This window comes from Brevundimonas bullata (assembly GCF_003350205.1).
GTDB classification, from domain to species: Bacteria; Pseudomonadota; Alphaproteobacteria; order Caulobacterales; family Caulobacteraceae; genus Brevundimonas; species Brevundimonas bullata.
In genome coordinates this window covers 125658-136818 of the sequence record NZ_QLLC01000004.1, presented here as the reverse complement: position 1 = coordinate 136818, position 11161 = coordinate 125658, and the positions used below count along the sequence as shown (strand labels likewise).

10 protein-coding genes are annotated in these 11161 nt (G+C 68.3%); 5 read left to right on the top strand and 5 right to left on the bottom strand.

The window, feature by feature from the left end:
• Positions 1-47: 47 nt before the first annotated feature.
• Positions 48-971, bottom strand: a complete 924-nt coding sequence (folD, locus tag DXK21_RS03225) for a bifunctional methylenetetrahydrofolate dehydrogenase/methenyltetrahydrofolate cyclohydrolase FolD (protein WP_114816336.1) — start codon at positions 969-971, stop codon at positions 48-50.
• Between the two features lie 94 nt (positions 972-1065).
• Between folD and DXK21_RS03220 the strand changes: the two genes are divergently transcribed.
• Genes DXK21_RS03220 through DXK21_RS03210 form a run of 3 tightly spaced genes read left to right on the top strand, consistent with a single transcriptional unit; the run spans position 1066 to position 4763 of the window.
• Positions 1066-2901, top strand: a complete 1836-nt coding sequence (locus DXK21_RS03220) for a PPC domain-containing protein (protein ID WP_114816353.1) — start codon at positions 1066-1068, stop codon at positions 2899-2901.
• Positions 2902-2911: 10 nt separating this feature from the next.
• The gene (fni, locus tag DXK21_RS03215; protein ID WP_114816352.1) at positions 2912-3943 is read left to right on the top strand and encodes a type 2 isopentenyl-diphosphate Delta-isomerase; all 1032 of its coding nucleotides are present in this window, start codon (positions 2912-2914) and stop codon (positions 3941-3943) included.
• 58 nt (positions 3944-4001) lie between these two features.
• Positions 4002-4763 carry a peptidase gene (locus tag DXK21_RS03210; protein ID WP_114816335.1) on the top strand — a complete coding sequence of 254 codons (762 nt, stop codon included), beginning with the start codon at positions 4002-4004 and terminating at the stop codon, positions 4761-4763.
• On the opposite strand, the gene DXK21_RS03205 is transcribed toward DXK21_RS03210, so the two are convergent.
• The 4 genes from DXK21_RS03205 to hutU form a co-directional block, all read right to left on the bottom strand.
• Positions 4747-5217 carry a hypothetical protein gene (locus DXK21_RS03205; RefSeq protein ID WP_114816334.1) on the bottom strand — a complete coding sequence of 157 codons (471 nt, stop codon included), beginning with the start codon at positions 5215-5217 and terminating at the stop codon, positions 4747-4749. The two genes, DXK21_RS03210 and DXK21_RS03205, sit on opposite strands and share 17 nt — an antisense overlap.
• 57 nt (positions 5218-5274) lie before the next feature.
• Entirely contained in the window at positions 5275-5916 is a 642-nt protein-coding gene (locus tag DXK21_RS16840) for a CatB-related O-acetyltransferase (RefSeq protein ID WP_114816333.1), read from the bottom strand.
• 19 nt (positions 5917-5935) lie between these two features.
• Positions 5936-7465: a histidine ammonia-lyase gene (gene hutH, locus DXK21_RS03195; protein WP_114816332.1), complete on the bottom strand. Its 1530-nt coding sequence runs from the start codon at positions 7463-7465 to the stop codon at positions 5936-5938.
• Between the two features lie 167 nt (positions 7466-7632).
• Positions 7633-9297, bottom strand: coding sequence for a urocanate hydratase (gene hutU / locus DXK21_RS03190; RefSeq protein WP_114816351.1), 1665 nt, complete (start codon positions 9295-9297; stop codon positions 7633-7635).
• Between the two features lie 94 nt (positions 9298-9391).
• On the opposite strand from hutU, the gene DXK21_RS03185 reads away from it, so the two are divergent.
• Positions 9392-10090 carry a histidine utilization transcriptional repressor HutC gene (locus tag DXK21_RS03185; RefSeq protein ID WP_114816331.1) on the top strand — a complete coding sequence of 233 codons (699 nt, stop codon included), beginning with the start codon at positions 9392-9394 and terminating at the stop codon, positions 10088-10090.
• Between the two features lie 5 nt (positions 10091-10095).
• On the top strand, positions 10096-10986 hold the full coding sequence (locus tag DXK21_RS03180) for an agmatinase family protein (RefSeq protein ID WP_245945080.1): 891 nt from the start codon (positions 10096-10098) through the stop codon (positions 10984-10986).
• Positions 10987-11161: the final 175 nt, after the last annotated feature.

Here is an 11161-nt window from a genome sequence, read left to right as displayed (position 1 = left end):
ACCCCCACCCAACCCTCCCCCCTCGAGGGGGAGAGCTTTGGAAGCTCTCAACTGTTCAGATCATCCGGCGTGACCCCGACCGAGCGGCAGGCGGCGGTGTAGGTGTTGGCCAGCAGGCAGGCGATGGTCATGGGGCCTACGCCGCCGGGAACGGGGGTGATGCGTCCGGCGACCTCGACGGCCTCATGGAAGTCCACGTCGCCGACGACGCGGGTCTTGCCCTCGGCGGCCTTGACCGGGTCCTTGGAGGGCACGCGGTTGATGCCCACGTCGATGACGGTGGCGCCCGGCTTGATCCAGTCGCCCTTGATCATTTCGGGACGACCGACGGCGGCCACCAGAATGTCGGCGGTGCGGCACAGGGCGGGCAGGTCGCGGGTGCGCGAGTGCGCGATGGTGACGGTGCAGCTTTCGCCGAGCAGCAGCTGCGCCATCGGCTTACCAACGATGTTGGAGCGGCCGACGATGACGGCGTTCAGGCCCGCCAGGTCGCCCAACTGATCCTTGAGCATCATCAGGCTGCCCAGGGGCGTGCAAGGGATCATGCCCGGCAGGCCGACCGCCAGACGCCCGACGTTGACGACGTGGAAGCCGTCCACGTCCTTGTCCGGGTCGATGGCGCCGAGGACGGCGGCCGAATCAATATGTTTGGGCAGGGGCAGCTGCACCAGAATGCCGTGGATGCCCGCGTCGGCGTTCAGCGCCGCGATCAGGGCGAGCAGGTCGGCTTGCGTCGTCGTGTCGGGCAGGCGGTGGGTGTCGGACCGCATCCCGGCCTTCTGCGTCGTCTCGCCCTTGTTGCGGACGTAGATCTGGCTGGCGGGGTCTTCGCCGACGATGACCACGGCCAGGCCCGGCTTGACCCCGTGGGCCGCTTCCAGCCGCGCGGCGGCGGCGGCTACGCGCTCGACCAGGGTCTGCGAGAAGGCCTTGCCGTCGATCAGCGAGGCGCGGGCGGGTTCGTCAGCCATGATCGGCTCCAAGGGCTTGGGAACTGGAAAGCGTGGCCGCGATTTACAGCCGCTGCGGTTCGGCGTCTATGATAGCGCCAGCAAAGAGGTTTTCATGCGTCATTCTCAGTTCGGGGCCCTGTTCACGGCGGCCAGCGTTATCGCCCTGCTGTCGTCCGGCTCCGTTTCCGCCCAGACCGCGACCGACATCCGTATCGGCGCCGAGGTTCGCGGGCGGCTGGAAGAGGGGGATAAGCGCACCCGTGGCGGCGACGCCTACCGCTACGACGACTATCGCGTTCAACTGCGGGCCGGTCAGCGGTTGCAGGCCGAACTGCGCAGCAGCGACTTCGATTCCTTCCTGGCGATCTACGCCGAGGGCCGCGCCTCGGGCGAGCCGCTGGCGACCGACGATGACGGCGCCGGCAGCGGCATGAACGCCCGCCTTCGCTTCACGCCCGAGACCGACGGTGTCTACATCGTCCGCGCCAGGGCCTATTCCGGTCTGGCGAGCGGCGCCTACACCCTGGCCCTCAGCGAGCGGGTGGCGCCGCGTCAGCCGCGTCCGGGCCGAATCACCGTCGGCGGCGACGTCTCGGGCCGCCTGAGCAGCGGCGACGCCGAGGACGAGGACGGCAATATCTTCGACGCCTACGCCTTCCGGGCCGACGCAGGGGATCGCGTGGCGGTCCTGCTGGAATCCGACGACTTCGACCCCCTGGTCCGCGTGGGCCGCATGGTCGGAGGCTCGTTCGTCCAGTCGGCCCAGAACGATGACGGCGCGGGCAAGGGATTGAACTCCTATCTGGTCTTCACGGCCCCTCAGGCCGGGGAATATGTGATTCAGGCCGCCTCTGTCGGCAGCGGCGTCGAGGGCGATTATCGCCTGTCGCTGGAACAGGGCCCGCCGGCCCCTGAAGCGCGCAGCATCGCCATCGGCGATGAGGTCAGCGGCCGTCTGGACGACGACAGCGCCCGTAGCGACGCGGGCGCGCCCGCCGACCTCTATCGCTTCACCGGACGCGCCGGGCAGCGCGTGGCCATCAGTCTGAAGGCCGACGACTTCGACAGCTACCTCGAGTTGTTCGACGCCAACCACAACAGCCTGGCCACCGATGACGACAGCGGCGGCGAGCTGAACGCACGCCTGACCTTCGTCCTGCCCGACGACGGCGACTATCTGATCGAGGCGCGCGGCTTCTCGGACGCCAACGGCCGCTATGACCTGAAGCTGGAAGAGGTGGCGCCGCCGCCGCCGCCGACGGCGCTCAGCTTTGGACAGACGGTTCAGGGCGACCTGAAGGAGGGCGGTCCGACCGACGACGCGGGGCGGCTGTTCGACGGCTATGCCTTCAGCGGAACCGAGGGCCAGCGGGTTCAGGCCATCATGCGTTCCGGCGACTTCGACGCCCTGTTGCAGGTCGCCAAGGCGGGCGAGGAATTCGAGGAACTGGCCAGCGACGACGACGGTCTGCGTCAGGGCACCGACGCGCGTCTGACCTTCACCCTGCCGGAAGACGGCGACTACATCCTTCGCGCCCTGCCTTATTCGAGCAGCGGCAAGGGTCTGTATTCGCTTGAGTTCGCGGATCGTGGACCGGAGCCGGGGCCGGGCAGTCTGCTGATCGGCTCGACCGCGCGCGGCGCTCTGACGGACAACGACGCCCTGACTGACGAAGGGGTGTCGTTCGATGCCTACACCTTCAAGGCCAAGGCTGACGAGAAGCTGCGCTTCACCCTGATCTCTCCCGCCTTCGACGCCGTGGTCGAGGTGGGCGAGGACAAGGAGGGCGACTTCCGCGGCCTGGCCGAGGACGATGACAGCCTGTCGGACACCCACGCCCGTCTGGACTGGACCGCGCCGCGCGACGGGACCTATGTCGTGCGCGCCCGCAGCTTCGCGCCGGGTTCGACCGGCGACTATGTCCTGACTGTCGAGCGTCAGCCCTGATGTGTTGCAGGTGAGCGACGACCTGATCCTGGGCCGCAAGGACCAGCACCTGGATGTGGTGCTGTCCGGCGGCGGGCGGCACGCCCTGGCGTCGGGCTTCGACGACTGGCGCTTTGTCCATGAGGCCCTGCCGGATCTGGATCACGCCAAGATCGACCTGGGCGCCGACTTCCTCGGTCGGCGCTTGCAAGCGCCCCTACTGATCAGCGCCATGACCGGCGGACCGGCCCGCGCCGAGGCCATCAATGCCCGCCTGGCCGAGGCGGCCCAGCATCTGGGCATCGCCCTGGCCGTCGGGTCGCAGCGCGCGGCCATCGAGGGCGGGGCGACGGGGGGGCTGGATCGCTCCCTGCGCGACCGGGCGCCCGACACGCCGATCCTGGCCAATATCGGCGCGGCCCAGTTGACGCGGGGGTTTGGCGTCGAGCAGGCCAGGCGGGCGCTGGACATGATCGGGGCGGACGCCCTGATGGTGCATTTGAACCCCTTGCAGGAAGCCTGTCAGCCCGAGGGCGACCGCGATTGGTGGGGCGTCGGCGCCGCGCTTCAGGCCCTGATCCGTGATCTGGACGCGCCGGTCATCGTCAAGGAGACGGGGGCGGGGATTTCCGCCGTCACCGCCCAGCGTCTGATCGCCATGGGCGCGGCGGGCGTGGACGTGGCCGGGGCCGGGGGCGCCAACTGGGGGCTGATCGAGGGCGAACGCGCGACCGATGCGACGGACAAGGCCCACGCCGCCGCCTTCGCCGCCTGGGGCATCCCCAGCGCCCGCGCCATCGCCGAGGCCCGCAACGCCTTGCCGGAAGCCCTGATCATCGGGTCCGGCGGGGTGCGCGACGGCGTCGATGTCGCCAAGGCCGTGCGCCTGGGCGCCGACGTGGTCGGCATGGCCTCGGGCGTGATTCAGGCGGCGACAGAGTCCACCGAGGCGGTGGTCGCCCACTTCCAGACGGTGATCCGGCAACTGCGCACTGTCTGTTTCTGCACCAACGCCGCCAACGTGGCGGCGTTGAAACGCGTACCCTTGCTAAGTGTAAAATAAATCAACTGTTTAGGCGCTCGGGTTAGGGCGCTGGTTCGGAACACTACGGAGCCCCCTCATGCGTACCCTTTTGATGACGACCGTTCTGGCGTCGGCCCTGGCAGTCGCCGGCGCCGCCTCGGCCCAGAGCAGCATTCGCCCTGGCCAGACCATTCAGGGCAATTTCAGCGCCAAGGACGCCCGCATGGGCGACGGCTCGCACTACCGTTGCTACGTCGTCCAGACCAACCCGGATGAGGCCTATACGGTCACGCTCAGTTCGTCGGACTTCGACACCTATCTGTCGGCGGGGCCGGGCGCGGACTGCGACGACACCTCGGTCTTCAATGACGACGGTCCCGACATGGGCACCAACTCGCAGCTTCGCTTCGCCTCCAGCGGCGGTCTGTGGATCATCAAGGCCAATACGCTGAGCGAGGGCGAGACCGGCCGTTATGAACTGCGCGTCTCTGCGGGCGAGCGCGTTCGTCCGACCACCCAGGTTCTGCCGATCGCGGTCGGCGAAAGCCGCTCGGGCCGTCTGGAGTTCAGCGACCGTCGCGCCGACGACGGCTCCTTCTACGACTGCTACGCCCTGACCATCTCGCGCGCGGGCAGCGTCGCCATCCGTCTGGATTCGGGTGATTTCGACGCCTACCTGGGCCTCTATGAAGGGCCGCAATGCGACGGCGACTCCATGGCGTCGGACGACGACAGCGGCGGCGGCACCAGCGCCCAGATCGTGCAGAGCCTGCGCGCCGGGACCTACTCCGTCCGCGCCAACACGCTCGGCTCGTCGGAAGAGGGCGACTACACCCTCAGCGTCACTTCGCGCCGTTGATGTCGGCGGCGGCCTCGGTCAGATCGACCGGGGCCGTCTCCACGACCGCTTCCGGCAAGGGGCGGTCGAAACCGAAACTATAGTCGTCTGGCTCCAGCCGAACGATCCGGGGCGGGGTCGGCGTCATCGGCTCCACGATCACGGGCTGCGGGGGCAGGGGCGACGTCGGCTCCACCCAGGCGGTGTCCAGTGCGGTCCCGTCTGCGCTGAGCGGCGCGAGAGCCGCTAGCCGTTCCGGGTCATGCTCATAGCCATTGTTCAATTCGCCTACCGCCAGAATGGGGCGGGGGGCCAGTTCCGGTTCGACCGGGGCCACCACATCGACGCTGATCGAAGGCCCGTCCGCCATCGGCCCGTGAGCGATCGAGGTCGAGCGCCACAGCATCCAGCCCCCGCCGATCAGGGCGGCCAGGCCGGCCGCTGCAATCGTTGTCGTCGCCGCCTTCTTCATCATTCACCGATCCTGACGCACCCCTTCTAGAAGCGCCGACGATCGATAGGGTTCACGCCGTCAGTTGTCGCGGTCGAATGCGGCGACCGCCTCACGCAAGGCTTGCGGGTCAGACGCCGTCAGCAGGGGGCGCAGGGCCTCGAACTTGGCCGTCGGCCACTCGTAGATACGAAGGCTGAGAAGCAGGGCTGTCGTCTCGGCGTCGAAGCGGCTGCGGACCGGCTTGGCCGGATTGCCCGCGACGATGGCATAGGGCTCGACGTCGCGCGTGACGATGGCGCCCGAGGCGACAACCGCCCCTTCGCCGATGGTGACGCCGGGCATGATCATGGCCCGCATGCCGATCCAGGCGCCGTCCCCGATCCGCGTGTCGCCCTTGCCGACATAGGCGTCGCCGATGACTTCAGGGAAGGGATAAAGGCTGAACCAGTCGGTGCGGTGGGTGTGGTTGCCGCCCATCAGGATGACCGCCTCGGCGCCGATGCAGACATAGTCGCCGATATGCAACTGATCGACGGGCCACTGCGACTCCCAGGCCGCCAGGCTGTAGGCGTCGCCATAGAGGTAGCGCACGACGCTGGACTGGAAATCGCCGGTCCAGGCGTCGCTGTAATAGGAGTGTTCGCCCCGCACGTGAATGTTGGGGTTGGTCACGCTCTGGTGGAGATACTCCACCTTCGACCAGTGTTTGACGTCGTCCATGTGCGAGGCTCTCCGTGGTTTACGCCGAGGGCAGCAGGTCGCCGGCGAAGGCGCGATAGCGACCGGCCCGCACCGCGTCCGTAGCCCGCGCGATGTCTGGCGCGAAGTAGCGGTCGGCGGAATAGGGCTCGGCGGCTTCCCGCACGATGGCGTAGGTCTGTTCCAGTTCCGGCGACGAGGTCAGGGGACGACGGAAGTCGATCCCTTGGGCGGCGGCCAGCAGTTCGATGCCCACCACGGTCGCCGTGTTGGCGGCCATGTCCAGCAGGCGGCGCGCGCCGTGGGTGGCCATGGAGACGTGGTCTTCCTGGTTGGCGCTGGTCGGCACGGTGTCGATGACGCAGGGGTGGGCCACCATGCGGTTCTCGGCCACCAGGGCCGCCGCCGTGACCTGGGCGATCATGAAGCCGGAGTTCACGCCGCTGTCCTTGACCAGGAAGGCGGGCAGGTCGGTCATCTTGGGGTCGACCAGGATGGAGGTGCGGCGCTCACTGATATTGCCGATCTCGCACAGGACCATGGCGATCTGATCGGCTGCATAGGCGACGGGTTCTGCGTGGAAGTTGCCGCCCGAGATGACGTCGCCGTCCTCGATGAAGACCAGCGGATTGTCGGTCACAGCGTTGGCTTCACGCTCCAGCATGGCGGCGGCGTTGCGCAGGACGTCGAGCGTCGCGCCCATGACCTGGGGTTGGCAGCGCAGGGAGTAGGGGTCCTGCACCTTGGCGCAGTCGTGGCGGTGACTGTCGCGGATGGCGCTGTCGGCCAGCAGCTCGCGCAGGCGGCGCGCCACGTCGATCTGGCCCGGCTGGCCGCGAAGGGCGTGGATGCGGTGGTCGAACGGCGCGTCCGAACCCAGAAGCGCATCGACCGATAGGGCGCCGGCGGCGACGGCGGCGGCGAAGACGTTTTCGGTCGCGAACAGACCGGCCAGGGCCAGGGCCGTCGAGCACTGGGTGCCGTTCAGCAGGGCCAAACCTTCCTTGGGGCCCAGGACGACGGGCTTCAGCCCGGCCTTGGCCAGGGCCGTCACCGCGTCCAGCGTTTGACCCTGATAACGGGCCTCGCTGACGCCGATGAGGACGCAGGACATGTGGGCCAGCGGGGCCAGGTCGCCCGAGGCGCCGACCGAGCCCTTGGCCGGGATCAGCGGCAAGACCTCGGCGTTGACCATGGCGATCAGGGTCTCCAGCGTATGCCGCCGAACGCCCGATGCGCCCTTGGACAGGCTGGCGATCTTCAGCACCATCAGCAGGCGGGTGACGTTCTCGTTCAGCGGCTCGCCGACGCCGCAGGCGTGGCTGAGAACCAGGTTCTTTTGAAGGGTTTCAAGGTCTTCCGCCGCAATGCTGGTGTTGGCCAGCAGGCCGAAGCCGGTGTTGATGCCATAGACCGTGCGCCCCTCGGCCAGGATAGCGGCGACGACCGCCGCGCCCTTCTCGACATTGGCCCAGGCGGCGGGCGTGAGTTCGACCTGAACAGGGCCGTTCAGGACTTGGCGCAGCTGATTAAGAGTCAGCGGGTCTTGGCCGATAAGGATCTTCGTCATTTCTTCTTCTCCTCCCTTCCCCTCGAGGGGGAAGGGCCGGGGATGGGGTGTAGGCAGTTTGCCTGAAATCGGGAGCGCGGGAGGCGGCGCTTCCAGAGCCATTCACAGAACGGGCGGAGGCTTCACCCCCACCCAACCCTCCCCCCTCGAGGGGGAGGGCTTTCAGGTCATGTCAGGCTCGGCAGGTTCAGGCCGTGTTCGCGCGCGGCGTCCTTGGCGATGTCGTATCCGGCGTCGGCGTGGCGCATGACGCCGGTGGCCGGGTCGTTCCACAGGACGCGTTCCAGCCGCTTGGCCGCTTCCGGCGTGCCGTCGGCGACGATGACGACGCCCGAGTGCTGGGAATAGCCCATGCCGACCCCGCCGCCGTGGTGCAGCGACACCCAGCTTGCGCCCGACGCCGTGTTCAGCAGGGCGTTCAGCAGGGGCCAGTCGGACACGGCGTCCGAGCCGTCTATCATGGCCTCGGTTTCGCGGTTCGGGCTGGCGACGGAGCCGCTGTCCAGATGGTCGCGGCCGATGACGATGGGGGCCTTGAGCTCGCCCAAGGCCACCATCTCGTTGAACATCAGACCGGCGCGGTGGCGGTCGCCCAAACCGATCCAGCAGATGCGCGCCGGCAGGCCCTGGAAGGCGATGCGCTCGCCCGCCATGTCCAGCCAGCGGTGCAGACCGGCGTTTTCGGGGAAGAGCTTCTTCATCGCCGCATCCGTCTTGCGGATGTCCTCGGGATCACCCGACAGGGCGGCCCAGCGGAACGGCCCGATCCCGCGGCAGAACAGCGGGCGGATATAGGCAGGGACGAAGCCGGGGAAGTCGAAGGCGTTCTTCACGCCTTGATCGAAGGCGACCTGGCGGATGTTGTTGCCATAGTCGACGGTGGGGATGCCCATGGCGTGGAAGTCGAGCATGGCCTGAACGTGCACGGCCATCGACTGACGCGCGGCGGCCTCGACGGCGGCGGGGTCGCTGACGCGCTTTTCTTCCCACTCGGAGACGGTCCAGCCGGAGGGCAGGTAGCCGTTGACGGGGTCGTGGGCGCTGGTCTGGTCTGTCACCAGATCCGGGCGGACGCCGCGCTTCACCATTTCAGGCAGAAGGTCAGCCGCATTGCCCAACAGCCCGATTGACAAGGCTTTCTTGTCCTTGAACGACTGCTCCAGCAGAGCCAGGGCCTCGTCCAGGGTCTCGGCCATGACATCGACGTAGCGGGTGCGCTGGCGGAACTCGATGCGGCTGCGCTGGCACTCGATGGTGATGCACGAGGCGCCGGCCATGGTCGCAGCCAGAGGCTGGGCGCCGCCCATGCCGCCCAGGCCCGCGGTCAGGATCCACTTGCCCGACCAGTCGCCGCCATAGTGCTGGCGACCCGCCTCCATGAAGGTCTCATAGGTGCCTTGGACGATGCCCTGGGTGCCGATGTAGATCCACGACCCGGCCGTCATCTGGCCGTACATCATCAGGCCCTTGCGATCGAGTTCGTTGAAATACTCCCAGGTCGCCCACTTGGGCACCAGGTTGGAGTTGGCGATCAGGACGCGCGGCGCGTCTTCGTGGGTGCGGAAGACGCCGACCGGCTTGCCCGACTGGACCAGCAGGGTCTCGTCGGCCTCCAGCTTTTGCAGCTGCTCGACGATGGTGTCGAAGGCCTGCCAGTTGCGGGCCGCCTTGCCGATGCCGCCATAGACGACGAGGTCCTCGGGACGCTCGGCCACCTCGGGGTCGAGGTTGTTCATCAGCATACGCATGGCCGCTTCGGCGGCCCAGGTCTTGGCGGTCTTTTCAGGCCCGTGCGGGCTGCGGATGATGCGGGTGTTGGGCGTGGCGCTCATCGATTCCTCCATGCGGCCCAGAGTGCGGGTTGGGCCGTCGTTTGGGGGAGTGTTATGTCTAGACATTATCGCGTGCAAGGGGCAGTTTCGATTCATGGATCATGAGCCGCTTCATCGACGGATCGCCGGCGACATCGAGCGCCGCATCGCCTCGGGCGAATGGCGGCCGGGTTTCCGCATCCCGACCGAGGCCGAGCTGATGGCCGAGTACGGCTGCGCGCGGATGACGGTGTCGCGCGCCATGTCAGACCTGTCGGCGCGGGCCCTGGTGGTGCGGCGGCGCCGCGCCGGGACGGTGGTGGCCCATCCGCCGGTGCATTCCTCGGCCCTGGTCGCCATCCCCGACATCCAGTCCGAGGTCGAGGGCAGGGGGCTGGCCTACGCCCATCGCCTGCTGGGCCGCATCGTCCGCCCGGCGCGCCCCGACGAAGGTCTGGGGGAGCGGGTGATCGAGCTGGAGACCCTGCATCTGGCCGACGACCTGCCCTTCGTCTTCGAGCGCCGCCTGATCTCTCTGACCGCCGCGCCCGAGGCCGAGGCCGCCGACTTCACCACCCAGCCGCCGGGCGGTTGGCTGCTGGCCCACATGCCCTGGACCGAGGCCGAGCATCGGATTTCCGCCGTCGGCGCCGATGTTGAGACCGCCAAGCATCTGGGTCTGGCCGACGGCGCCCCCTGTCTGCGGCTGGAGCGCCGCACCTGGCGCGACGGCCAGGGCGTGACATGGGCGTGGCAGACCTTCCCCGGCGCGGCCTACGATCTGGTCGCCCGCTTTTCCCCCACCAAAGGATGATCCCGATGAGCCAACCGTCTGAAGCCCTGGGATGGCGCTCCGTCGGCGATCTGGTGGGGAACCATCCCGACGCTTCCGTCGCCCTGATCGGCGCGCCGCTGAACGAGCGGTCGCTGACGCCGGGCCGCTGCGATCTCGGCCCCAAGACCCTGCGCGCCGTCCTGCCGCGCCTGTCGACCTATGACGTCGAGACGGGGCTGGAGCTGGACGTTCTGGTTCACGACGCCGGCGACGTGGCGTTGAAGGCCGTCTCGCCGTTCGACGCCTTCGAGCCGGTGCGCAACGCGGTGGCGGCGCAGGCCCACCGCGCCCTGACCATTCTCGTCGGCGGCAACAACGCCATCACCCGGCCCGGCGTTCACGCCCTCGGCTTGGATCGCGTGGGCGTCCTGACGCTGGACGCCCATTTCGACCTGCGCGACACGGATCAGGGCCTGACCAACGGCAACCCGATTCAGGCCTTGCTGGACGATGGGCTGGACGGCCATCGCATCAGCCAGGTGGGCCTTGCGCCCTTCGCCAACACCCGTCGTGCCCATGAAAAGGCCGAGGCGGCGGGCATCAGCGTTCGCACCGCCCGTGAGTGCCGCCAGCGCGGTCTGGCGACCGTGGTGGTCGAGGAACTGGAGCGCCTGTCGTCGCTGTGCGAGGTCATCTACGTCGACTTCGACATCGACGTCATCGACCGCAGCCAATGGCCCGCCAGCCCCGGCGCGCGCCCCGGCGGGGTTTCGGTCCACGACTTCTTCGACGCCGCCCGCGCGATAGGGGCTCATCCCAAGGTCCGTGCCGTGGACCTGACCGAATACGACCCCTCGCTGGAAGTCGGGGACCTCGGCTCCCTGACGGCAGGGCGTTGGTTCTGTGAAATCCTCAGCGGGGTGGCTGCGCGATGATCTCCACTTCCTGCTCCCTTCCCCCTCGAGGGGGAAGGGCCGGGGATGGGGGTGTAGCCGCCTCGTCGGCCATTCGGGGTCGGGAGGCGGCGCGGCCGTCGGCGTCTCCCGCGTCGTGTTTGACAGCGCTTGCCTTCACCCCCTCCCAACCCTCCCCCCTCGAGGGGGAGGGCTT

Coding starts and splice junctions, on each gene's coding strand:
- DXK21_RS16840 (WP_114816333.1), bottom strand. CDS start 5,916: ATGGACGACGTCAAACACTGGTCGAAGGTGGAGTATCTCCACCAGAGC.
- hutH (WP_114816332.1), bottom strand. CDS start 7,465: ATGACGAAGATCCTTATCGGCCAAGACCCGCTGACTCTTAATCAGCTG.
- DXK21_RS03185 (WP_114816331.1), top strand. CDS start 9,392: ATGGATCATGAGCCGCTTCATCGACGGATCGCCGGCGACATCGAGCGC.
- DXK21_RS03220 (WP_114816353.1), top strand. CDS start 1,066: ATGCGTCATTCTCAGTTCGGGGCCCTGTTCACGGCGGCCAGCGTTATC.
- DXK21_RS03180 (WP_245945080.1), top strand. CDS start 10,096: ATGAGCCAACCGTCTGAAGCCCTGGGATGGCGCTCCGTCGGCGATCTG.
- folD (WP_114816336.1), bottom strand. CDS start 971: ATGGCTGACGAACCCGCCCGCGCCTCGCTGATCGACGGCAAGGCCTTC.
- DXK21_RS03205 (WP_114816334.1), bottom strand. CDS start 5,217: ATGATGAAGAAGGCGGCGACGACAACGATTGCAGCGGCCGGCCTGGCC.
- DXK21_RS03210 (WP_114816335.1), top strand. CDS start 4,002: ATGCGTACCCTTTTGATGACGACCGTTCTGGCGTCGGCCCTGGCAGTC.
- hutU (WP_114816351.1), bottom strand. CDS start 9,297: ATGAGCGCCACGCCCAACACCCGCATCATCCGCAGCCCGCACGGGCCT.